This window comes from Brevibacillus laterosporus DSM 25 (genome assembly GCF_002706795.1).
In the GTDB taxonomy this organism is placed as follows: domain Bacteria; phylum Bacillota; class Bacilli; order Brevibacillales; family Brevibacillaceae; genus Brevibacillus_B; species Brevibacillus_B laterosporus.
The window spans coordinates 4,990,693-5,014,665 of record NZ_CP017705.1 but is presented as its reverse complement, the minus strand read 5'-3'; the positions used below and the strand labels follow the sequence as shown (position 1 = coordinate 5,014,665).

Genomic DNA, 23,973 nt, shown 5'->3' with positions numbered 1-23,973 from the left:
AGAGGAGCCTTTCATACTACCTATGAACTTCATAAATAAAAAGAGAATAATAAAATGGGGGAGCATCTTACTTACTGTTCTTTTCCTTCTTTTTATTATTCCAGTGTCCACTCCTTTGTTACTTGCCTTGCTGACGGCGATCGTATTAGAACCCTTGGTTGGTCTTATGCAAGAGCGATTCAAGCTGAGGCGGAATCCCTCTGTGTTGATTGTATTTTTTTTCTTTGTTCTAGTTATCGCTTTAAGTGGATACCTTATGATAACAAAAGCGACCACACAATTCTTGCAGGTAGTTGAGAATATTCCGCATTATATTGATCTGGGTTCCTCGCTTTGGCAAGAGGTGCTGGATCAAATTTGCGCTTTTTCCGTAGGTCTACCAAATGCATTAGTTGAAGAGGTCACCAAACAGATTAGTGTATTAGTAGGGACAATAAAATCAGGGCTGTTATCCTATGTTAATGCAGATACAATTAAATATATTGTAACAAAAGTACCTGCTTTTTTCGTTAATTTTCTTGTTTATTTAATCGCCCTATTCTTTATCATGGCTGATTTAGATAAGCTCAAAGCTTCGTTTTATGCAAAATTAACGGAGCAAACCGAACAAAGGGTCAAATTTATTTTTCATAAAATAGCGTCATTTTTTACTGGCTTTTTTAAAGCACAATTCTTGGTAAGCTTAGTTATTTTTGCTGTTACGTTGGCTGGATTGCTCATTATTCAGCCAAAAATAGCGTTGTTTATGGCGCTTGTCATCTGGATTATTGACGTAATTCCGATAATAGGTTCTATTGTGATTATGGCGCCATGGTCGATTTTCCATTATGTTACCGGTGATTCTGTCATGGGAACCAAGCTGTTACTTCTAGGGATCGTCCTGTTAATTATCCGACGAACAGTCGAACCTAAAGTGATGGGCAAACATATGGGCTTGTCTCCTATTGCTACCTTAGCCTCTCTATTTATTGGTATTCAGCTATTTGGTGGGGTGGGTTTACTCGTAGGTCCTTTATTAGTGATCACTTATAAGGCAATGAGAGAGTCTGGTTTGCTCCAAATAGATTTTAAGCTATAGCTGAGTTAACCAGTAAACAAAATAATGTAACTGGGTGAGCTACCTTTTTTCGAGTAAAGAATAGCTGCTTACTAGGTATTAGAAGAACTTTATACGTACAGCAGAATATAATGAAATTGTGATGATTTTTCTATTAGTTTTCCATATTATTTCTTTATTTTTCTAGTAGAATAAAAAACAGCGAGGAAGAGATTACAAAACCATGGAAGGAGAGAAGAGCATGTCTTATGAAATTTCATATTTTACTGGACCTGTTTTATTATCGATGGCTATGATCGGCTTCTGGTTCTCTACGGTTTTGGTACGGAAAGATCTTCGCACACAAACCGTTGAGGCAAGTATCCAAGACGTAAGTGAACATCATAAATTATTGAAAAAAATGGATGATGCCACCTATAAAGATGTTACACAAAAATTGCAAATGAAAGCTAAGAAAAAACAGAAGCAATAGTAGCAGGGACATTGGAATACCGAAAGTGCATGTGAATTGGACAATGTATTACAGAAAAGTGAAAAAGTAAGCCTCCCATAGGGCTGTCGGATACAATTCCGGCAGCCCTATTACATTATGAAAGGATTTTAGAAAGAACTAGGGCTCTTTTTACCTGAAATCATGATTTAATATAAACGCTTGGTGTAGCTATCATGTAATAGGTTTGCTACATCCTCCGCGGAAAATTTAGCATGCTCGGCCAACATTACTGCTGGCTTGGGAAGGCTTTCCTTTGGGAGCCAGCTAGTTGGTTGCCAGAGGCCAGAACGTTTAAAGGCTTTAGCGCAATGTACAAAACATTCGTTCACTTCTACAGCAATTCCCAGCTGAGGCACGCGGCCTTGCACTTGCATTGGTTCGAGAAGCTCTTGATCTGCAATGACCCGTGCTTTTCCGTTAATACGTAATGTCTCTTCAAGTCCTGGAATGATGAAAAGTAAACCTACATATGGATTGGATATAATATTTCGTAGAGAGTCGACTCGACGGTTACCAGGGCGTTCAGGTATGAGAAGATGATGGTCATCTAGTACATGAACAAATCCCGGTTGGTCTCCACGAGGAGATGCGTCACAAAGGCCTTCTTTGTTGCTTGTAGATAAGACTAAAAAAGGTGCCTTCGCTAAGAAGGAGCGACAATGCGCATCTAAGAATGGAATAACCTTGTTACTGGCTAGAGGGCTTGGTGTACCAGTCAGTGTAAGCAGTTCTTCTTCAGATTGGATAGTGTGTTGAAAGGGCTTCATCTAATCCAACTACCTTTCATAAAAAGATATGTTATATTATTGTAATGTTCTATAAAATACAGGACAGAGTTCATCATATCATATTTTGAATATTTTGTTTGGTTACCTTTTTTTCTTGGACAAGATGAAAACAGCATGTAGCAGTAAAGCTACTAGAGAAAGAGAGTGAGTAACTGTGTATTCCATTAGCCAAGTGGCGGAAATGGTAGGAATTCCTACTGGCTATAATGGTATAAAATAGAATATACACCTTTCATAACATAAAACTTCTATAGGAAACTATAGGGATTTTTTATTTGAAAAAACAATAAACATTTTCTATCAAAATAATTCACATGCTTTTAACGAATAGTATCAGGTCAATGATTTACAATGATGTATAAGGTTTGTATAATTGTGATGGCTTGTGAATATTTGATTTATTTATCCAAAATATATTAACAAAGTTGATAGAAAAATATGGGAAAAAGCTTTTTATTTTCGAGTTGGTTTCGAACAAAGTCAGAAGAATCTTCGCAAACAAAAATGTTTAAAGAACAGATTGCAAGTAGCCAAGTCAGCATGAATATAAAGCATTCAGAAATTGAAACCCAAATGAAAATGATTCGTCTGAGTCAAGAGGATTTAAAAATAGCTAAAGCATTACAGCCAATTATAGCGACGCATATTCATGATATTGCCAAAACCTTTTACAAAACAATTCTTAGTGTCCCTCACCTAAAACAAATTTTGACCAAGCACAGTACAGTAGAGCGACTGGCAAAGAGTCTAGAGTTACATCTGATGGATATGTTTGATGGACATATAAACGACGGATTTTTACGAAAACGCTTTAAAGTAGCAGAGGTTCATGTACGCATTGGATTGGAGCCGAAATGGTATATCGCAGCATTTCAAAATGTTCAGGAGCATGTATTGAGAATTATTTTTGATCAAATTCTAGATTCGAAGCAATTATTAGAAGCAAGCATTGTTGTTTCTAAAATGTTTAACTTTGAACAACAAGTAGTACTTGAATCTTATGAGAAAGAAAATATGCGACGTGAGCAAGAATATCGAGGACGTGAGCAAATCCAAACGAAAATGGCGGATATTAGCTTTATGCTTGCATCATTAAGCCAGCAAACCACTTCTTCGGTGGAACAGTTGATTTCTAGCGGTCAAGATATGAATATTGCTGTCCAGCATAGTGCGGACAAATCCAAAGAGACCCTTCAGTTAGCGAGTGAAGGACAGCAACGAATGAAAGAACTGGAGTCACGTATTCGAGATATTAGTAATGGTATGAATGATATGGAAGGGTTGATTGAAAAGCTGAGTCACTCTTCAAATGAGATTCAAAAAATTGTAAATCTTGTACAACAAATTGCAGAACAGACGAATCTCCTTGCGCTTAATTCCGCTATTGAAGCTGCTAGAGCTGGAGAGCATGGACGTGGATTTTCCGTCGTCTCTCAAGAAGTACGTAAGCTGTCCGAACAAACTAGACAATCCGTTCAAGATGTTTCTTCCCTTATTGCCCAATCGAGTCAATTTATGCAAGAAGTCGTTTCCTCCATCCGCCACATTCAACTCCTAGTAAACAAGGGACAAGAAGAGTCAGATCAAACAGAAGTAGCACTCAATCAAATCGTAATTTCCATGCAAACAAGCATAACCGAGATTGACCGAGCCACTACCAAAATGGCACAATTTATTGAAGATGTCGAGATGATTGGGAATTCAACCTATAAGGTTTCTGAATCAGCCCAATCATTAAATCAGTTACAAGATGAACTAGAACAACAAGGCAACAGGTAAGGTAAACTCACGAAGGGTAGCTAATTAGAAACGCTTAAAAGAAAAGGGGAATTGTCATATGGAGGTTATTTTTCCCGAGAAATTACAAAAGGGGGATATGATTCGTGTCATATCTCCTTCCCGTAGTTTAGGGATTATTGCGAAGGAGATACGTGAACAAGCACTATATGTGTTAGGTAAGCTGGGGTTACGCGTTACGTTTTCAAGACATGCAGAGGAGATGGATCATTTCTCATCATCAAGGATTGAGTCAAGGGTAGCAGATATCCATGAGGCGTTTACTGATCCCGAGGTGAAAGGTATTTTGACAACTATTGGGGGTTTTAATGTTAATCAACTGCTACCTTATCTGAATTATGAGTTGATTAGAAACAACCCTAAATTATTATCTGGATACTCTGATATTACAGCTCTACAGAATGCTATTTATGTAAGAACAGGGCTTGTCACTTATTCAGGTCCTCATTTTTCTACGTTGGGTATGAAGAAAGGTCTGGAATACACGGTCGAATACTTCCAGAAATGTTTCATGGAAAATAAAGAGATGATCATACAATCCTCAGAGACTTGGAGTGACGATGCTTGGTATGCTGATCAAGAAAATCGTGAATTTATACCAAATGAGGGAGTGTACATGATCCAACCAGGAGAAGCTAGAGGTAAAATATTAGGTGGAAATTTATGTACGTTAAATTTATTACAGGGAACCCCATTTATGCCAGATTTGAACGATGCCATTTTGTTCCTAGAGGATGACTACCTTAGTTTTGCTGAAGAATTTGATCGTAATTTACAATCGTTACTCCACACTCTTATATACCGAGGGCAAGTGAAAGGGATCTGCTTTGGTCGCTTTCAAAAACAATCAAACATTTCCCCTAATGTGTTAAAAGAGATGATTCTGACGAAACGTGAACTACAAAATATCCCTGTGATTGCTGGTTTAGACTTCGGGCATACCACACCTTGTTTTCCATTTCCAATAGGGGGAATGGCGGAATTCGTGGCCAACGAACAAGGAACCGAGCTTCGCATTTTAAGACATTAAGTACTTAAAACGTAAATGGCAAGTTATACAATGTCAAACGTCATTGCTAACTTGCCAAAAATTTTCATTATTTATTTGAAAAAACGAATGACGTACATGATAAGTGATAGCACCACGCTAATAATAATGCAGGTAACGACAGGAAAATAAAAACGAAAGTTCTCCTTTTCTACCACGATGTCACCGGGTAACCGCCCTAGATGCAAAAAGCGACCACCTACCTGCCAAAGTAAACCTACTACAATCAAGACGACACCGATTACGACTAAGGTTTTTCCCATATGTACTCCTTAACTGCCACCATAACGATCAGTGATGATCTCCGTTTACAAAGCATTTTGCTTCGAAAGCTGAATCATTTGATACACGTCTACTGGTTTTTTTGTTTTCTCTTGAAAAAGATGCCCATTTTTTACATGATCAATGTACAAGACACCGTCCAAGTGGTCCATTTCATGCTGGATACAGCGTGCTTTATGCCCTGAAGCCTCAATAATTACTTCTTCCCCCAGACGATTTAATGTTTTTACCACAATAGATTCAGCTCGTTTCACAGCACCGTACATACCTGGTAAGGAAAGACATGCTTCATATTCAAAGGTTTCTCCCGTTCGAGAAATAATTTCTGGATTGAGTAATTCTACTAATCCGTCACCACAGTCCAGGATCGCAATTCGCTTTAAGAAGCCCACTTGTGGCGCTGCCAGACCTGCTCGACCAGGATCAGCATAAAGTGTATCAATTAAATTTTGTAATAATTTTTGTTCCCGATCTGTGATGTTGGTAATAGGCTTGCATACTTTGCGTAGCACAGGATCACCAAGTTGTCGAATCATCAATTCAGCCATGTTGAAATCAATCCTTTCCTTCTCGGTTTATTCATATTGTTTTCCTTCCATGATTTACAGTTATTGTGTTAAAAAAGGACTGTAAATTTATGGATCTATTCATATTATACGTTTTATCGGCTTGTTAGTGAAAGGGTTAAGATTGTTGCTATCCCCTTATAGTTACAGAAAATAAACAAGACTTGTCAGCACGAAAGGACAGCCTCTTGTTTATTTTTTAGACACTCTGATTATCTCTAAGCTCGATAATCGTTCCTTCAGGAGCGAGTAATTTTAGCAACCGCCCATTTTCCACGGTATAGATTTCCTGTCCATCCTTCATTTTTACGCGGTGGCCTAAACTCTTCACTCGTTGAAGCTCTGCATCCAAATTTTCCACCCACAAACACAGATGGACAAGTCCTTGGGCATTGGTGTTAGGAGGATCTAGTAATTCACCAGCTTTCCCAGTTTGAAGTTCGATGTAAAAGGAATCTAGACTTAACCATGTATTAAATTCACGTTGGTGAAAATGAGGTGTTTCCTGAACGAGCTTAAATCCTAACGCTTCTTGATAAAACTGTAACGATTCCTTATATGTATTTGTTTGGATACAAATGTGATGAACATATTTACGAATCATGTTATTGCTCCTTAAGCTAGTTGTTTTTAAATCGGATCATTTAAATCGTAACTACAAACTGTTCATTACAGCAAATCAATATTAATAGTCAATCTCTTCCCAATCCTGTAAATTTATATTTGAATGTTTTACTAGATTAGTAAAGCTGTCAGCAACATAATAAATAAAATCTGGATCATGAACATAGGCGATAATCTGTCCTGTTTTTCCGTCTGAGGCTGGATCATAATCTAGCATAAGATACAGACTGCCGCCCGCTAATTGAGCAAATGGAAACCATTTCTTGTTGAATAGATAAGGCTTAATTCTAGCATCTAGATGTGAGATCTCTTGTTCATCATAATATTCGCTAAGGAGTTCATCATTATCGCAAAAATAGCCTTTTGTTTCTTTCATTTCGTCAAGGGAGTATAAATAAAAAGGTTCTATACAGCCTTCACCATATTCAGGATATAAAATATGAAAGTGGTAGCCGCTACCATTCTTATAACGATAAAATTCTTTAAAATCTTCAGGTAGCTTGATATCAAAGAGCGTTTCAATTTCCTGAAGGTTTTCTGCGGATGCCCCTTTCAGAGAAAGATAATTGTCATATTCTTCTTGTACATCTTCGCCGACTTTAATAGATAACAACCGTTCAAGCTCTTCAATCTGTTTCTTCATTGTGCTTATTCCACCTCAATATTATCTATACAATGATATGTATTACCATTGATTATACTTGAATATAGGCTGGTGTAAAAAGAGCATAGTTTGTTTTACTTTCGTATACCATCTGGTGTGATAGGGGGATGCTCTTATTGCAGGAATCAGGGAAAATTCTGATATTGTGATGCCTTGGGGGAGGATGGAGTGGTTCTCTTACAGGTAGAATGGATCCGAGTGAAAAATTGTTGAAAACTACCTGCAAAATAAAAGTTCATCTACTGCTTACTCAATCAACATATTTGGAGAGCAGGTATTTTCAAGATTTTATCACATCTATCTTAAAAAACTCGGCTACCCTAGTAAACAAATCCCTTGATGAATAGGGACTTGTACTGACTAGTAGCCGAGTTTTATTTTGAAACGGAATGCAACTATAAATGGGTAAGGATAAAATGATTAGACAGCTGAGAGCTTAGGCCAGAACAACTCTACTCCTTGCTTGGTTAGTAATTGTTGATAATCTTTTAGCTTGGTAGAATCCTCCCACACTTCTCTAGGTTGATATCCTTTTTCGACACAAAAAGCGGCTAGCATCCCTGCTGACTCCCCGATATTCCATTCGACGGGATGCAGTCGATAACAACCGTTCGTGATGTGAGTCGTCCCAATGTTTTTGCAAGCAGGCAATAGATTATTAACTCGAATAGGGATTAGCGCGCCCAATGGGATTTGAAATGGCAAAGAGGCAACATCTATATAGTTTGTACCTTCCGTGGTTGGATGCAAATCAATGCGATAGCTACCAATACCAATCGTATCTAGGAACGGTTCGGCACCCTCATCACCCCTCCATTCTGCGCTCACATGCTGTTCAAGAACAGTAAATGCTGCTTTAATACGTCGAGATTCTCGAATGTATGGATATTTAGCTAATCCATCCGTAGTTCCCATCACATCAGGTCGTAAGCGTAATCCAGGATATCCTTCCTTACCATCTGGTCGAGGTGCCTCTGTTTGCATCCAGTACAATAGCGATAAGCTTAATTGTTTCGCTTGATACAAATGCTTAGAGACATCTTCTTCTGGAAGGTCATAAATAGGGGCTAGCCAATAATCGTTTTGTGGCCAGTTTACCAGAGTAATATCTGTAGAAAAGGTACCAGGAACAAAATTTAATTGATCAATGATTCGACGATAGGTATATAAAGAAAATTTTTCAGTATCAGGGAACAGGGAATATTCAATTGGTTGTAATGTTCTAGGGTCTGCAGCTGTAAAGCTTAGCTGACGAGCTGGCCAAAAATCAGGCTTGTAATTCCGCCAAAAGTCGTAGTCTGCTGGTTTATCTATGATGTGGTTTTCTCCTTCCACATAGTCCATAGCAAACACATATGTCGAAGCTTGAATGTCAAAAGGTCTTGCATCCCCGTCTATAGCATGAGGCTCACCCGTATCGTATTGAGATTCAGCTCCCGTAACATATTCGACGTTAGCCATTGGTAAAAGATCTCCGCATTCTGTAGCATCTAGGAAATAAGGTGCTTTTATGGTAAAGGTAATACCGCTATCACACTGGGAAAGCGTAACAGAGCAAACGGTATCCCCATCTGTTTCAACAGAAGTCGCTTTGCAGCGGGTTATAATCGTAACCAGTCCGCTATGTACATAAGGTGCTAACATTTCTTCCATGACGGATAAATAGACACGTGGATCGGCACATAGCCGACTGACACTGCCGTTACCAGGATCAAGATTGTATGTTAATCGAGCTTCTGTCGTCAACGGGAAATGCTGACGGTAGTAGTCGCGCACCTGATTGCGAAATTGGCGATAGGTTTGGGTACAACCGAACTGTTCAATCCAACGATGTTCATCAGGTGGAACGGCTTGACTGGTAAATTGCCCTCCAATCCAGTCTGTCTCTTCTGTAAGTACTACTTTTTTTCCGAGTCGTGCGGCGCCTAATGCTGCTGCAAATCCGCCTACACCGCCACCAATAATGGCAACCTCTGTTTCTAATTCCTTATGCATCTAAACAACCTCCTTTAGTGTATATGAAAAAACAGGGTACATATTGGTTTTAACACAAAAAGAGGTAGTTGAAACCTAAAATTGTAAAATAATAAAATATTTCGCAAACTAATTGTTAGGAATGGCGGAATAATAGACGTAAGGGTCTTTTGGTGCAGGAACCTGTGAGATTTGCTTCGCTTGTAATACGAGTAGTTCATTGCCTTCATACGTTGTCAAACCTAATGCTCCATTCACCTTAACCCAGCTATCTGTCTTAAATTCCTTGGCATTGGGCGATTGAACGAGAACTCCAGATACCCGTGCGTCTGCGGTACAACATGACACAGAGAAACGAGCCACTACAAATTCATTTTCTTGCATATTGGGCTGACGGTAGACAAATCCCATCAGTTCTAACGGATGGCCATCAAATTCATGAGTAAACACAGATAGTACAGTTAAACCATCTAAAAAGTTTTGATCGGTTAGTTTCAGGACAGGATCCTGGTACAACGAAGTAGCGAACTCCTGATAGAAATCACCAAACCCCTCAAACATCTTCCGGACTTCCTGTGTAGAGAGAGTATTGGGGGGACGCTTAAAAGTAGTGCCATTGGTGTTTGGGCTGGTAGTTGTAGTAGGTTTGTACTAGCTGAAGTATTTGCCTGAGAGCTAGATGACTCTATGTCTACAGAGTTATTTGTAGCATCTACACGGTTCTTTTCAGTCTCCTTTGAAAGTAACTTTTTTGCATCTCCCTGCAAAAGATTAATCCCTTTTTGCTTGGCTATCGCACTATCTAGCACTTTATCAGGCATAAACAATCCCATAAAAACAGGAAGCAGAAAGAGTCCATACACAAATGTACTACTCCAGCGAGAAGATGGTAATCCATGTAGCCCACCACAATCGCATATTTCTTCGCTTTGATTCTTTGCCTGTCGTATTTGCCAAAAACTGCTTCCCGTTAATAACAGTAAAATAACAAAGGTAACATAACATAAAGTATGTAAACGGGGTGCCAGATAAAAAGTAATGGAGCCTGTCCAAAGCAGATGAGCTAAGACCAGCGAAAAGCCTAGCAAGATAAGGCTACGCATATAATAATGATGTTTCTTCGTTCGGTGATGCATCATCCAGACCTCCTTTTATAAGGGATAGAATAGGGTTAGTAGCAAAACAGATAACGTAACTAAACAAATAAATTTGGCCACAAAACCGATTCGGAAAACACTTAGTAGCAGTAGGGTATTCTTTAAGTCGATCATCGGACCAAACACCATGAAAGCAAGTAAAGAACCTTTGCTAAAAGTGTTAGAGAACGACGCCGCAATAAAAGCATCTGCTTCCGAGCAAAGGGAGAAAATAAACCCGAGCCCCATCATTGTTAGATTGGCGTAGAGGGGAGTATCCGCAAAAGAAATCAGGTCATCTCTAGCAACATACACTTGAATAATTGCGCTGATCAACGCTCCAAAGATAAGAAATTTTCCCATATCAAAAAATTCATCGACCGCGTGAGTAAATGTACTACTAAGCTTTCTTGTTTGCTTATGAAGATGCTGTTGTTCATGCGTTATTTCATATTCACTACCCAACTTCAAGGGGGTGGTTTTTTGTGTGAAAAAGAGAATAATTCCTACCACGGCTGCAACGATAAAGGCAAACAGCGTTCGATATAATACCATTTGCGGTTCAGTTGGAAACGCAGTATATGTTGCTGCCATCACAACTGGATTAACGATTGGGCCTGCTAACAAGAAAATCATTCCCACATAAACCGGCATACCCTTATGAATCAAACGTCGCACAATTGGTACGATGGCACACTCACAGATAGGAAAGATAAAACCTAGCATGGTAGCAAACGGAATAGCTATCATTGGATGCCTAGGTGTCCATTTTCTCACGGTCTCATCACTAACGAAGGTTTGTAATAATGCAGAAAAAAACACACCAATCAACACAAATGGAATGGCTTCAAGCTAAATGCTAAAGAATAACGTTTTTACATGTAATAGCTGTGGGGAATAGAGTAGATTGGGAAGAGTGGTAGGGAGCTGACCTTCTGACAAAAATAGGTATAAGAAAGCTCCGATTTATTTTCGGGAGATTTTTTCTTACGTATAATTAAGATGAAAAAGCCTATTACATCGTTTACATTTCTGACACAGCTGATTTTTCTAACAAATTGACATCTGTTCTGTCTGTGAACTATACTTTTCTTTGCAAGTAAGTGCTTGCATTCATAAAAACTAGGGTGAAAAGAGATGAGGAAAGAATCGACAAATGATAAAATTCTGCAGGCTACAATAGACTTGTTAAAGGAACAAGGCTACAGAGCTACGACTACAAAAGCAATTGCCGAAAAAGCCGGAGTCAATGAAGTGACGATTTTTAGGAACTTTGGCAGTAAAGACAAAATTATGGAAATGATCGTGCAAAGGCACACTTTTCAGATGGACAACATAAGAGATTACTTCACATGGGAACTGGAAGTGGACCTGTTACATATCGGCCAATATTTTTTGCGGCAACTTACTGAGATGCAGGATATTATTTCAATTAGTTTTCGAGACCCAACTGTGTTTGCTGAGCTTGTGAAAAAAATCTCGATACAACCAAATCAATTTAAACAAATGCTGACTGATTATTTTGCTAAAATGAAGGAAAAGGGTAAGATAGCTGATATTGATTGTGTTGCTACGGCAGAATTATTTATTTGTCTCACCACAGGCTACTTTTTTATGCGATTTAGTCTGTGCCGTTCGTTAATTACGTTGAATGAGCAAGAAATAATACACCATACTATAAACACATTCATCCGAGGGATATCACCTGGGACTCCTTCTGATTAGTTTTGCACGAGATTTGGAGAAAGAGGAGGAGCATTTATGATTTTTAGACCAAAGGACGATAAATTTTTTAGCACGTTGAGCCAGATTGTAGGTATAATTGAGGAGTCTGCTCAGTATTTTGCCCAGTTTCCTGAGAAGAACGATGGGGATCTGGTTACCTTCTCTAGTGTCATGAAAGACTACGAGCATAAGGCAGATACACACATACATAAAGTAATTATGGAGTTAAATAAGGCATTTATCACACCGATTGAGCGTGAAGACATCTTGGCTTTGGCTGTTAAGCTGGACGATGTGCTAGACGGTTTTGAAGAGCTGTCCTCTCGCTTGGAGATTTATAATATCCAAAAGTGGGACGAGCACATGGAGGAGTTTACTGTTCTATTACTTGCGGCTACCAAGGAGATTACAGGAGCAACCGATCTGCTGTTCCAAAAGAAAATGAATGAGATTCATCCCTATGTAGTAAGGATTAACGACCTAGAATCAAAAGCGGATGCAGTGTTAGATAGAAGTATTCGTCAACTTTTTGCTTCTCAAAAGGACCCGATTGCCATCATGCAGTATAAAGAGATTTATGAGATGTTCGAAGGCGTTGCAGATAGCTGTGAAGATGTAGCCAATGCACTTGAAACGATCATCATGCGAAATGTCTAAAGAAAAGGGGTTCCATGATGGATAGTGTACTTTTTATTTTGGTTTGCATCATCATCTTAGGTTTGACTTTTGATTTTATTAACGGTTTTCACGATACAGCCAATACAATTGCCACTTCCGTTACCACAAGAGCGTTGCCTCCTCAAGTAGCGATTGTAATGGCGGCTTTGATGAATTTTTTTGGTGCGTTATTGTTTACAGGTGTAGCCCAAACCATTACGAAAGATATTGTCGATCCTTTTTCCCTTGAAAATGGTTCGATTGTACTTCTATGCGCCCTTATTGGAGCAATAGCTTGGAATCTCATTACGTGGTATTATGGAATTCCTAGTAGTTCGTCACATGCGCTGGTTGGTTCAATTGCTGGTGCTGCTATCGCTTCAGAAGGTTTATGGAGCTTAAATTATTCAGGGTTTATTCGTATAATGGAAGCTTTGCTCATATCGCCTGTCGCAGCGTTGGCTATTGGGTTTTTAGTCATGTCCTTATTCAAAATCGTATTCCGCAATTCTAATCTGGCTAAAACGAACAAGGGATTTCGCATTTTTCAAATCATGACAGCTGCTTTGCAATCATTTAGCCATGGAACCAATGATGCTCAAAAAACAATGGGGATTATGACGATGGCTTTAATCACAGCGGGCTTCCAGACAACTACAGATATTCCAACATGGATTCGTGTATCTGTCGCCTTAGCAATGGGACTTGGTACCATGGTAGGTGGATGGAGAATCATTAAAACAGTTGGAGGCAAAATTACCAAATTAAAACCGGTTAGCGGTGCGGCAGCAGATTTGTCGTCAGCCTTTATCATTTTTGGATTTACTTTCCTGCACTTGCCTGTTAGTACCACACATGTAATTTCTTCCTCAATTATGGGGGTAGGATCAGCACAGCGTGTGAAAGATGTAAAGTGGGGAGTAGCACGACGAATCGTGTTCACTTGGATAATCACTATGCCGATAACTGCACTGTTATCAGCTGGTTTATACAAGGTAGTCATGCTATTTGTGTAAAAGAATACACCTAAAAGATAAAGAAAACCGATTATGTTCATAGAGGAGCAGAGTCTGTTTGAAAGCTACCCCCTACATGTTCTTTGGAGGTATATCTTTTAGGTGTTTTTTTTGTGTGAGAAAAGGTATAAAGTAGGGGTAGCGGCTATCTAATCATGGAATAGGGGGGAACGCAGATGGTAAATAGTCGTTTTGCAGTAGCTATTCATATCCTTTCAATCGTAGCATCTACACCCTGTGGACAGGCTACATCGGCTTATATAGCTGGCAGTGTAAATACAAATCCTGTGGTAATTCGTCGTATTAGCAGTATGTTAAAAAAAGCAGGAATGATAGAGTCTAAGGTCGGAGCCCCAGGTGCCACGTTAACGAAAAGCCCAGAGGAGATATCTCTTCTTGATGTTTACAAAGCAGTACAAAGCCCTGATGAGCTATTTGCAATCCATGAGGAACCTAATCCAGCATGTCCAATTGGAAAGCAGATCCAACATACTCTGACTGATGTTTTTTTGAGTGCCCAGCAGGCGATGGAGCAAGAACTGGCAAGTAAAACAGTAGCAGATGTGTTACATGGAATGGGTATGGGTAAAAATGTAAGAGAGTAGGCCTCATCATCACGTATGAAGCGTATTAACATATTGTTCATCTAAAGCTAGCGATCGGTCTTTCGAGAAAGATTGTTAGCTTTTTCTAATCAAGGATATCTGTAAATATTATTGATTACTGGAAGCTCGTTTTTCCTTGACACTTTACGTACAATAGAAAGAGAAGAGGGTGATCGATACATGCTACGAAAGAAAAATATGGCGGAACTTTTGGAAGAGTTTCGGTCCGACGAGCGGATGAAACAAAACATCGTCAACTGGACGACGATTCCGCCTCGTGATCCACAAGTGGTGCCATTCCCAGAACAAATAGATGAACGGATCGCACAAGCGTTGAGTAGACGAGGAATTTCCTCTTTATATACACATCAAGCGACAGCCTTTCGCCATATTCAGAATGGGAAGCATATTGTGGCTGTAACACCAACGGCTTCAGGAAAAAGCATGTGCTACCACTTGCCCATTTTGCAAACGTTGGCTAATGACACTCAGGCGAGGGCATTATACATGTTTCCTACTAAAGCCTTGGCCCAGGACCAAAAGAGTGAATTACATGAATTAATTAATGAGATGGAACTACCGATAAAATCGGAGACCTATGATGGGGATACACCTGCTACTATTCGGCAAATGGTCCGCAAAGCAGGAAATATTGTAATTACAAACCCAGACATGTTACATTCTGCGATCCTGCCTCATCATACAAAATGGGTCGCTTTTTTTGAACATTTGAAATATGTGGTAATTGATGAGCTACACACCTACCGTGGTGTGTTTGGGAGTCATGTTGCTAATGTGATAAGACGTTTAAAGCGTATTTGCTCATACTATGGTTCTCATCCACAGTTTATTTGTACTTCTGCAACCATTGCCAATCCATTACAATTAGCAGAACAGATTACAGAGGAACAGATGGAGCTCGTAGATAATAATGGGGCTCCCACAGGGACGAAGCATTTTATATTTTACAATCCACCTATTGTAAATCACCAATTAAATATTCGTCGTAGTGCTACATTAGAAGCTCGAGACATTGCGTCCGCTTTTTTGACAAATGGAATTCAAACGATTTTATTTGCGAGAAGTCGTGTGCGTGTGGAGATACTTTTGACCTATTTACAAGAGCTGATCCGCAAAAAACTGGGACCCAAGACAATCCAAGGCTATAGAGGCGGATATTTACCGTCACAACGACGACAAATTGAGCGTGGATTGCGGCAAGGTGATATTGCCGGGGTGGTTAGCACGAATGCACTAGAGCTAGGAGTAGATATTGGACAATTACAGGCATGTGTTATTACAGGTTATCCAGGCTCCGTAGCTAGTACCTGGCAACAGGCAGGAAGAGCTGGGCGTCGCCAAGATGAGTCTGTTGTTGTCATGGTTGGTAGTTCTTCACCGCTTGACCAATATATTATTCAACACCCAGAGTATTTTTTTGAACGAAATCCTGAGTCAGCTCGTATCAATCCTGACAATCTAATTATTCTCGTGGATCACATCAAGTGTGCAGCATATGAATTACCTTTTACAAAGGGAGATACATTTGGTCGAGCTGAAATAGTAGAAATTCTAGAATTCTTAACGGAAGAGCAGATTCTGCACGCCTCCAAAGGAAAGTGGTTCTGGATGAACGATTCTTTCCCAGCCCATAACATCAGCTTACGCTCTGCTTCACAGGAGAACGTGGTGATTGTCGACATTACCGACCGCGGACAGGAGAAGGTCATTGGAGAAATGGATCGTTTCAGTTCAATGACATTGTTACATGAAGAAGCGATTTATCTGCATCAAGGGGTACAGTATCAAGTGGAAAAGCTGGATTATGAAGAGAAAAAGGCTTTTATCCGTGAGGTTAAGGTCGATTATTATACAGATGCTAATTTGGCGGTACAATTAAAAGTACTAGAGTCAGATGCTACACGAAAGCAGAAGGAGACTGAATTGGCTTACGGGGAAGTAGCTGTTAATGCTATGGCAACGATTTTTAAAAAAATCAAGTTCGAGACCCATGAGAACATTGGATCAGGACCGATACATTTGCCAGAAGAGGAATTGCATACGAATGCAGCATGGATTAGTTTCCCAGAGTCCATTTTACAAACGATTGGTCAAGAGGAGGTAGAGCTTGGGCTAGTTGGGGCTGGACATGTACTGCAACACGTTGCCCCTCTATGGGTAATGTGTGATCCGAAAGATTTACATGTGATCTCACAGCGCAAAGCAGTTCACTCGAATCAACCAACTATATTCTTCTACGATCGCTATCCAGGTGGCATTGGTCTTAGCGAACAGGTGTATAACCAGATGGAAACCATACTTGCTAAAGCAGAAGAGATGATTAGCTTATGTCCATGTGCGTCAGGGTGTCCTTCGTGTATTGGATATGTGGAACGGGATGGAAAAGAACTAGCACTATCTTTATTGCGGGTGGCGCAGGGGGGGACAGCGTTTGTCTCTTAAAAATAAATTGCAACGGATGAAAAAGCATCTGACGCTTGATAGTAGTATCGAGCATATGGACCAAAAGGAAAAACGTGCTGAGCCAGAAAAACAGAGCGAAATATCAGTGTTCAATTCACATAAACCAGAGGAGTTCGAATGTAAGCAAAGTGTACATGAAACACCTCAATCGCAGATTCCCTATGCAGATACATGGCGACGGCTTCAAGCCAAACCATTCTTTGGCGAAGAGGAGTATGCTATGGTGCGAGAGGTTCGTTATCCCTTAGATATGATTCATGGGAACTACGAATTTGCGGCTTTACTTGACGTTATTCATAAATGGAACGAAAGCGGTTTGGAGCATCCTCTGTCTATCGCTAACAAACGCCCGGAGGATTTACTTTTTTTTGATACAGAAACAACTGGTTTACATGGTGGGGTGGGAAATACCATCTTTTTATTGGGCTATAGTAAACTGGAACAGGATGAAATAATCGTTCGTCAGCATTTTTTAACAGACCCTTTTTCTGAAATTACGCTGTATCAGTCATTTTTAGCTGATGTTAAGGAGTCCAAACAATTAGTTACCTATAATGGAAAATCATTCGACTGGCCTCAAGTAAAAACTCGACATACGTTGGTACGAAAGGATGTACCAGCCTTGCCTGTGTTTGGACATATCGATTTGTTGCATGGTGCGAGAAGATTATGGAAGAATGAGCTCGTTTCATGTAGGTTGTCTATAGTAGAACAACAAAAGCTGGGGATCAGGCGCTTGGAAGACGTACCTGGTTCACTAGCTCCAATGCTTTATTTTGATTATGTTAGAGAGCGGAATCCAGAGCATATTGCTGGCGTGCTTCAGCATAACGAAGTAGATGTTCTATCCCTTATTACACTCTATATTCATATCTCTAATATGCTACTGTCTGTAGAGACTGTGACGATGTCTATGGAAGAGCGATATGAAGTGGCGCGTTGGTATGAAGCGGTCGGATCAGAGCATATGGCTCTGTCTCATTATAGGGAAGTGGCTCGTAGTAAACATCCCTATGCCGTGCGGGCAAAAGCTGCGCTGGGGCATATATTCAAGCGTCAAAAGGAGTGGAGTAAGGCTCTTTATTGCTATGATGCTTGTATGAAAGACAAAGAGTGGGGTAGTGAGGAAATTTGTATTGAGGCAGCCAAGATTTGTGAGCATCAATTAAAAGAATATGATAAGGCATATGCATACACAAAAATGGCCTTCGAGCGCTGGCAAAAGAAAACGGCATATTTGCGGCAAAGGAATAAAGCAGAACGCGAAATGTACGAAAAAAGACTCTTGCGATTAGAGAAGAAACTAGGGCAGACTAGTGAGAGCTTGTTTGTTGAAGATGTTACAAAGTAAATGTGAACTACAATTTAACCTTATCAATTTACATGGTTTGAAAAAAGACGTTTCCTCAGTAAGTTGTGACAGGTACGGAAGGGAATGTCTTTTTATCTTTCTTAATGCGGTACTTCCTCTATTTTCAAACCGAATATTTGTGGAGGCTCAATGTGATTTGCTTGCATGTACGCAGAAAGCTGACCTCGATGATGAATTTCATGTTCAGTCATTGCCATTATGATTCTCCAAGCACTGACTTCATAGCCTAAGAGATTTTTCACCTTCATCGTTAATTGCTCAGGCTCTAGCTGCTGAAGGCCTGTTAAAACGGTACCATGGCAATTCTGTAGATAATGTATAGCCTCTTTCATAGTCCTGCCTTTATCAGGATCATGCCCATAATATTTCCATTCATTTTGTCTGATCACATGATAAAACATTAATTCTGTAGAACCCAAATGTCGAACGATATCACCAATTGAAAATTTATGATCATCTGGGCGCCAGTCTATGAATTGCTCGGGAATCACAGTCAAGTACTTCAAGGTTCGTTTTCGAACCCCTTCGAAATTTGATAGTAATTCTTCTTTCGTTATCATGTAATCTCCCCTTTACATGTAGCATTTCCTCTCCTACATCTTATAGCTAAGACACGACTTCTTCCATAAAAATTGCATACAAACTGCAATTTAATTCCATTTATAAACATGCAAAACAGCAAGCAAGAGTGAGCATGCAGGCTAAACATTTGCAGGTTCACTCTTTTCTGCTCATTTGGGAAGAAAGACAGTCATTGTTCCTTTTTCCAGCAAGAATGATATGATCTTGAGTGGGAGGGGATAAGAATGATTTTTCAAAACGGAAAAATAGTTGTTAGGAAACTAGCAGAGGAACATAAAGAATGGCTTGTAAGATGGCTCACAAACCCGATTGTATTAGAATACTATGAGGGAAGAGACAATCCTCATGATGTAAGTAAAGTATCGCAAAAGTTTTATGATGACAATGGAGAAGAGACCCGTTGTATCGTTGAATATGATGGACAAGCAATCGGATATATACAGTTTTACTTGGTTGATGAGGAAACCAAACTTGATTATGGCTACACCGACACAGAAGTTGTTTATGGAACAGATCAATTTATTGGAGAGCCTGAGAGATGGAACAGTGGCATGGGCAGACTACTCGTTCGGGCAATGGTGGAATATTTACATAAGGAAAAAGGAGCAGATAGGGTAGTTATGGACCCTCAAACATGGAACGAGCGGGCGATTCGTTGCTACGTAAGTTGTGGTTTCGAAAAGGTGAAATTACTGCCGAAACACGAATGGCATGAAGGGGAATTAAGGGATTGCTGGCTACTCGAACACAAAAATCATGAATAACAAATAACAACAAAGCTTAATGAAGTGGATGGGCAAAATAAACGCAAAGTGGATGGTCTCTATTATTACCATCATGAGGTATGATAAATAAAACGGTAGAAAGAGTTGAAAATAATGACTTACCTCATACCTTTCATTTTTTTGATCGTTTTGGTAGCTGCTATTGGGACTATCATGGTAGGGATAAAGCCAAAAGATCAAAATTATGGTACGAAGACAAAAAGAAATCTGACAAGATTAACAATGTTTTATGTAATATGTACCGTTATTTTTTTGGGAATTTTCTTTTATTTCTTTTATAAGTAGAAGTATGATTTGAAGCATGCATGATAAAACAAGCCCCAGCAGGCTCGTGAAGGTTTAGTAACGTCGAGAAGCTTGGTATTGTGGCCGAGCTTTTCTTGGCATGTCAAATTATTTTGTTAACATCCGATAGACTGTTCAGGCACTATATTCATATAAAAGTGCACTTGTATAAAATAAAGCAATCCTCTTTTTCATAGCCCTCTCCTTAATCTGAGTTGCCTAGTTTACAATTATACAAGCTGACTACCATATGGTTAAGTATTTTCACTAATAATCCTGCCTTAAAGGGAATGAAATGCAAGTATAAAAAATTGCTTAAATTAAAAATTGAAGAAACTTTGTAAAAAATTAACTAAACAAGAATTGAAAAATAGTGTACTCTTATTTATGGATAACAAAAATCAAGGGAATCTTGAGGAGAGAACAACTTGTTAAAACGAATACGTAGTCAAGTACAAGAATCAATGTGGGGAAAAATAGTAGCAACAATTTTTACATACTGGTATTTTCTACTTTTAATTGTGATCTGTAGCATTGTAGCTGTTCTTGTAGAAGTTGTGATTGGATACAATATTCAGCAGATGGTCTCTTATTCTATGAATGACACTCAGGATCGTATGAGCATCTTATTGTATGTGTTTGGAATATGTGTCGTTATCGGAATGGTTTCACACTTCTTTGTGAAATGGATATCTACGAAATTCAGTTCCTCCATTATAAGAGATTTACGAAATCGTTTTGCTGAAAAATTAGAACATGCAGCTTTTTCCTCTGTAGAAAAATATAACACGGGTGATCTTTTATCCCGATTTTCTAACGATTTAACAATTGTGCAACGTTTTTTGACAGAACATTTTCCAAAGCTAATCATAGAGCCGCTAATGTTTATTGCTGCTTTTATATACCTCTTTTTGGTTAACTGGAAACTTATCCTTTTTAGCTTGTCTTTAGTTCCTTTTGCATTACTTTTTGCAGCTTTGATAAGTAAACCTCTAAATGCCTACTCCTACGAACTACAACAACAGGTCGGTCGTACAGCCTCTATTATGAAGGACACTATCTCAGGAATTCCAATCATCAAAGTGTTTCATTTATATGAATCTTTCTTTCGGAAATTCAAAATGGCAATCGAACAAATGTTACAAAAGAGTCTACAGATTGAACGTAGACATGCTTGGCTAAATCCCCTTCATATTATATTTATGTCAAGTCCTTTGGTATTTTGTATTCTGTATGGAGCTTACCTAATCGCTCATCAAGAATTGAAAGCAGAGGAGTTAATTGCCTTTGTTTATTTCTTGGGACATATTATACAGCCTGTTTCGGTTATTCCTGACTTAATTATTCAATTTCAACAAGCACTCGGGTCGTATAGACGTACGGGGGAAATTTTATCGTTGCCTGAAGAGAAAATCCTTTCCATAGGTTCCGTACCAAAACATTACTTATCCAAAGACCTTTGCTTGCAGTTTGAACGAATCTCCTTTACATATGATGGACAAAAACCTCCAGTTCTACATAATTTACATTTTGAATTAAAAACAGGTAGGCATATTGCGCTTGTTGGACCAAGTGGAGGTGGCAAATCAACGATTGTGAAACTACTTTGTGGCCTTTATGTTCCAAATACGGGCCATTACCAGGTCAAAGACGATCATTCCTATTCACAAGATTGGGATGCCGCTTTGTTACGATCTTTCATTGCTTATGTACCACAGGATGTCTTTCTTTTTTCTAAGTCAATTGCCGAAAATATTGCCTTCGGAAAAGAAGATGCAACCCTAGGTGAAATTGTAGAAGCTGCGAAATTGGCGAATGCACATAAATTTATTTCGGGGTTGTCTCAGGGCTATCAAACTGTGGTTGGTGAGGGAGGCTTCCAATTATCCGGTGGTCAAAAGCAACGGATAGCCATTGCACGCGCCTTTATTAAGAATGCACCTTTTATTGTCATGGACGAGCCTACTTCAGCTTTGGATGCTCAGTCAGAGCTTTTGTTCCAAGAAGGACTTAAAAAGCTTTTAGAAAAAAAGACGGTTGTGATGGTAGCACATCGCTTTTCTTCCATTCGACATTGTGATGAAATCTGGGTGTTGGATCGTGGAAATATTGTAGAACGGGGAACCCATCGCGAATTAATGGACGTAAATGGATTGTATCGGAAGCTCTATAATCCACAGATTGAGCATCACCATCTCATGCAACCTAGTTTTTCAGTGGAGTAAATGGGAGGAATACCATGGAATTACAAGGATTTCAAAAAGCCTATTCAGAATGGAAGGATATGCTAGTATTTCTAAAATCGCGACGTCGAGCCTATCTTTTCGCATTACTGGCCGACTGTACCATTATGGGAGCATTACCAGTAGCAATCAGTTTTGCGCTCAATGAATTAATTACAGCATCAGTCAATGGTAGTTTAGAGCAATTGATCCGGTCAGCTATCCTGATTAGTCTAACCTTTCTTTTATTTAGTGCAGTTGTTCCTATCATCCACTACAGTCTACAACGAATCATTAAGAAGACAATGGCTGATATAAGAGTAACACTGTACGAACATCTTACGAGGCTACCCGTTCCCTATTTTGAAGCTAATCACCCTGGGGAAATGGTATCTCGTATCATTAACGACGCACACAACATGGAAGAGGCATACGGAGAGAGTATGCGCAATATTTTACAAAATGCGATGACTTTGATTATGGTGACTACCACGATGTTGATCATGGATTGGCGATTTTCTTTAATCTTTATTGTGTTAGGTATTGGTATCACTTTTGTTAATGTGCGTTTTGTTCAGCCATTAAGGGAGACAAATGATCGGCTTCAGGCAAAATTAGGGGAAATAACTGCAAAAATTGCTGGATTCATAGAAGGATTGCCTATTATTAAAACATTCTCTGCTGGGAAAGTAGTTAGAGAGGATATAGCTGATACAAATAAGGAGTTAACCCAAACCGCAAATAGTCAAGGTTTTAAGACTGGATTATTAGATGCTATCAATTTTTTGTTTAGTTTTGTTATGTTTGGCGGTATGTTAGTAGTTGGGCTGTTTATATATTCTAAAAATGAACTAGGTGTTTTAGGGCAATTGGTGCAGTTACAGACGACTATGGTGTTTATTTTTTTGGAGTTTGGCAGAATTATTGCTTCCCTACAGCATTCCTTATCAGGCTCAGCTAGAGTCTACGGATTGTTGAACCAACCAGTTGAAGAAATCGATCTGGTCATTACTGATAAAACACCCCAGCAACAGTTAGATTATGTGAAAAATTCCTCATCTATAGAAGCATTTTCGCTACAGGATGTTGTTTTACAACGTGGTATGGACCAGATATTAAATCATGTCACTCTGTCAGTTAGAGTAGGTGAATTAGCTGCAGTTGTGGGAACAAGTGGTTCTGGGAAAAGTACGTTACTAAAAGCGCTATTAGGGTTTTATCCCCCTGCGAAAGGCGACATCTATTTCTTCGCTAAAAATGCAAAAACTCACACGCTTACGCAGGTGAGAGAATTGATAGCATATGTTCCACAGGATCCGCATTTATTTGAAGGAACGATCGAAGAGAATATTAGATTCGGGAGGCCGGATGCAGAGGAAGGGGAACTTATTGAAGCAGCAAAAGCTGCATTTGCTCACGAATTTATTCTGGAGCTACCTGATGGATACAAAACACGAATTGGAGAGGATAACGTACGTTTATCAGGAGGTCAACGCCAGAGAATCGCCATTGCGCGTGCTTTAGTATCGAAATCTCCGATTGTTTTGTTTGATGAGCCTACGTCTGCTCTGGATTCACATTCGGAAACGTGTGTTCGTGATGCGATTCGTTCATTGAAGGATCAACGCACCGTCATGATCGTAACACATCAAATGCAAACAGCAGAAATAGCGGATGTCATTTTTGTTATGGAGCAGGGGTCTATTGTGGATCATGGGTCACCAAATGAGATGAAAGCGAAAGAGGGACCATACTTACGTTTATTTGCAGGGGAAACAAGTTCTAACAAAGCAATCCCTATCCATTAGTAT

Annotated in this window: 23 protein-coding genes; 13 read left to right on the top strand and 10 right to left on the bottom strand. The window is 39.3% G+C overall.

Annotated features, from left to right (window positions below; genetic code table 11):
* Positions 1 to 22: 22 nt before the first annotated feature.
* Positions 23 to 1,078 (top strand): sporulation integral membrane protein YtvI, encoded by a 1,056-nt coding sequence (gene ytvI, locus BrL25_RS23260; RefSeq protein WP_018669900.1) that lies wholly within the window; start codon positions 23 to 25, stop codon positions 1,076 to 1,078.
* 220 nt (positions 1,079 to 1,298) lie between these two features.
* Positions 1,299 to 1,529: a hypothetical protein gene (locus tag BrL25_RS23255; RefSeq protein ID WP_018669901.1), complete on the top strand. Its 231-nt coding sequence runs from the start codon at positions 1,299 to 1,301 to the stop codon at positions 1,527 to 1,529.
* Between the two features lie 167 nt (positions 1,530 to 1,696).
* Here the strand turns inward: BrL25_RS23255 and BrL25_RS23250 are convergent, their stop codons facing one another.
* Positions 1,697 to 2,317 (bottom strand): pyridoxamine 5'-phosphate oxidase family protein, encoded by a 621-nt coding sequence (locus BrL25_RS23250; protein ID WP_018669902.1) that lies wholly within the window; start codon positions 2,315 to 2,317, stop codon positions 1,697 to 1,699.
* Positions 2,318 to 2,776: 459 nt separating this feature from the next.
* Between BrL25_RS23250 and BrL25_RS23245 the strand changes: the two genes are divergently transcribed.
* Positions 2,777 to 4,117 carry a globin-coupled sensor protein gene (locus BrL25_RS23245; protein ID WP_018669903.1) on the top strand — a complete coding sequence of 447 codons (1,341 nt, stop codon included), beginning with the start codon at positions 2,777 to 2,779 and terminating at the stop codon, positions 4,115 to 4,117.
* A gap of 67 nt (positions 4,118 to 4,184) precedes the next feature.
* On the top strand, positions 4,185 to 5,165 hold the full coding sequence (locus BrL25_RS23240; protein ID WP_026315000.1) for a S66 family peptidase: 981 nt from the start codon (positions 4,185 to 4,187) through the stop codon (positions 5,163 to 5,165).
* A 71-nt stretch (positions 5,166 to 5,236) separates the two neighbouring features.
* Here BrL25_RS23240 and BrL25_RS23235 read toward each other — a convergent pair whose 3' ends face one another.
* From BrL25_RS23235 to BrL25_RS23200, 8 genes are all read right to left on the bottom strand, one after another.
* Complete coding sequence (locus tag BrL25_RS23235) at positions 5,237 to 5,446, bottom strand: DUF2905 domain-containing protein (RefSeq protein WP_018669905.1); 210 nt, start codon at positions 5,444 to 5,446, stop codon at positions 5,237 to 5,239.
* Positions 5,447 to 5,491: 45 nt separating this feature from the next.
* Positions 5,492 to 6,013 carry a peptide deformylase gene (def, locus tag BrL25_RS23230; protein ID WP_018669906.1) on the bottom strand — a complete coding sequence of 174 codons (522 nt, stop codon included), beginning with the start codon at positions 6,011 to 6,013 and terminating at the stop codon, positions 5,492 to 5,494.
* 217 nt (positions 6,014 to 6,230) lie between these two features.
* Positions 6,231 to 6,635, bottom strand: coding sequence for a VOC family protein (locus BrL25_RS23225; protein WP_018669907.1), 405 nt, complete (start codon positions 6,633 to 6,635; stop codon positions 6,231 to 6,233).
* 81 nt (positions 6,636 to 6,716) lie between these two features.
* Positions 6,717 to 7,298 carry an SMI1/KNR4 family protein gene (locus BrL25_RS23220; RefSeq protein WP_018669908.1) on the bottom strand — a complete coding sequence of 194 codons (582 nt, stop codon included), beginning with the start codon at positions 7,296 to 7,298 and terminating at the stop codon, positions 6,717 to 6,719.
* A gap of 441 nt (positions 7,299 to 7,739) precedes the next feature.
* Positions 7,740 to 9,314 carry an FAD-dependent oxidoreductase gene (locus BrL25_RS23215; protein WP_018669909.1) on the bottom strand — a complete coding sequence of 525 codons (1,575 nt, stop codon included), beginning with the start codon at positions 9,312 to 9,314 and terminating at the stop codon, positions 7,740 to 7,742.
* A gap of 108 nt (positions 9,315 to 9,422) precedes the next feature.
* Complete coding sequence (locus BrL25_RS23210; protein WP_081621567.1) at positions 9,423 to 9,854, bottom strand: TIGR03943 family putative permease subunit; 432 nt, start codon at positions 9,852 to 9,854, stop codon at positions 9,423 to 9,425.
* On the bottom strand, positions 9,788 to 10,396 hold the full coding sequence (locus BrL25_RS26615) for a DUF1980 domain-containing protein (RefSeq protein WP_412679223.1): 609 nt from the start codon (positions 10,394 to 10,396) through the stop codon (positions 9,788 to 9,790). The genes BrL25_RS23210 and BrL25_RS26615 overlap by 67 nt, the downstream gene beginning before the upstream one ends.
* Positions 10,397 to 10,444: 48 nt before the next feature.
* Positions 10,445 to 11,251 (bottom strand): permease, encoded by an 807-nt coding sequence (locus BrL25_RS23200; RefSeq protein WP_236847738.1) that lies wholly within the window; start codon positions 11,249 to 11,251, stop codon positions 10,445 to 10,447.
* A gap of 315 nt (positions 11,252 to 11,566) precedes the next feature.
* On the opposite strand from BrL25_RS23200, the gene BrL25_RS23195 reads away from it, so the two are divergent.
* The 6 genes from BrL25_RS23195 (at position 11,567) to BrL25_RS23170 (ending at position 18,267) form a co-directional block, all read left to right on the top strand.
* Positions 11,567 to 12,154 carry a TetR/AcrR family transcriptional regulator gene (locus BrL25_RS23195; protein WP_018669911.1) on the top strand — a complete coding sequence of 196 codons (588 nt, stop codon included), beginning with the start codon at positions 11,567 to 11,569 and terminating at the stop codon, positions 12,152 to 12,154.
* Positions 12,155 to 12,190: 36 nt separating this feature from the next.
* On the top strand, positions 12,191 to 12,811 hold the full coding sequence (locus BrL25_RS23190; protein WP_018669912.1) for a DUF47 domain-containing protein: 621 nt from the start codon (positions 12,191 to 12,193) through the stop codon (positions 12,809 to 12,811).
* 17 nt (positions 12,812 to 12,828) lie between these two features.
* Positions 12,829 to 13,827: an inorganic phosphate transporter gene (locus BrL25_RS23185; protein WP_018669913.1), complete on the top strand. Its 999-nt coding sequence runs from the start codon at positions 12,829 to 12,831 to the stop codon at positions 13,825 to 13,827.
* Positions 13,828 to 14,003: 176 nt separating this feature from the next.
* Positions 14,004 to 14,432 (top strand): Rrf2 family transcriptional regulator, encoded by a 429-nt coding sequence (locus tag BrL25_RS23180; protein ID WP_018669914.1) that lies wholly within the window; start codon positions 14,004 to 14,006, stop codon positions 14,430 to 14,432.
* Between the two features lie 180 nt (positions 14,433 to 14,612).
* Entirely contained in the window at positions 14,613 to 16,895 is a 2,283-nt protein-coding gene (locus BrL25_RS23175; RefSeq protein ID WP_018669915.1) for a DEAD/DEAH box helicase, read from the top strand.
* A complete protein-coding gene (locus tag BrL25_RS23170; protein ID WP_018669916.1) occupies positions 16,885 to 18,267 on the top strand; it encodes a ribonuclease H-like domain-containing protein in 1,383 nt (460 codons plus the stop codon). Before BrL25_RS23175 ends, BrL25_RS23170 begins: the two co-directional genes overlap by 11 nt.
* Before the next feature lie 101 nt (positions 18,268 to 18,368).
* Here BrL25_RS23170 and BrL25_RS23165 read toward each other — a convergent pair whose 3' ends face one another.
* Positions 18,369 to 18,848 carry a DinB family protein gene (locus tag BrL25_RS23165; RefSeq protein ID WP_018669917.1) on the bottom strand — a complete coding sequence of 160 codons (480 nt, stop codon included), beginning with the start codon at positions 18,846 to 18,848 and terminating at the stop codon, positions 18,369 to 18,371.
* A 246-nt stretch (positions 18,849 to 19,094) separates the two neighbouring features.
* Here BrL25_RS23165 and BrL25_RS23160 point away from each other — a divergent pair, with 246 nt between their 5' ends.
* From BrL25_RS23160 to BrL25_RS23145, 3 genes are all read left to right on the top strand, one after another.
* Positions 19,095 to 19,634 (top strand): GNAT family N-acetyltransferase, encoded by a 540-nt coding sequence (locus tag BrL25_RS23160; protein WP_018669918.1) that lies wholly within the window; start codon positions 19,095 to 19,097, stop codon positions 19,632 to 19,634.
* A gap of 734 nt (positions 19,635 to 20,368) precedes the next feature.
* Positions 20,369 to 22,165: an ABC transporter ATP-binding protein gene (locus BrL25_RS23150; RefSeq protein ID WP_018669920.1), complete on the top strand. Its 1,797-nt coding sequence runs from the start codon at positions 20,369 to 20,371 to the stop codon at positions 22,163 to 22,165.
* Between the two features lie 14 nt (positions 22,166 to 22,179).
* Positions 22,180 to 23,970, top strand: coding sequence for an ABC transporter ATP-binding protein (locus BrL25_RS23145; RefSeq protein ID WP_018669921.1), 1,791 nt, complete (start codon positions 22,180 to 22,182; stop codon positions 23,968 to 23,970).
* Positions 23,971 to 23,973: the final 3 nt, after the last annotated feature.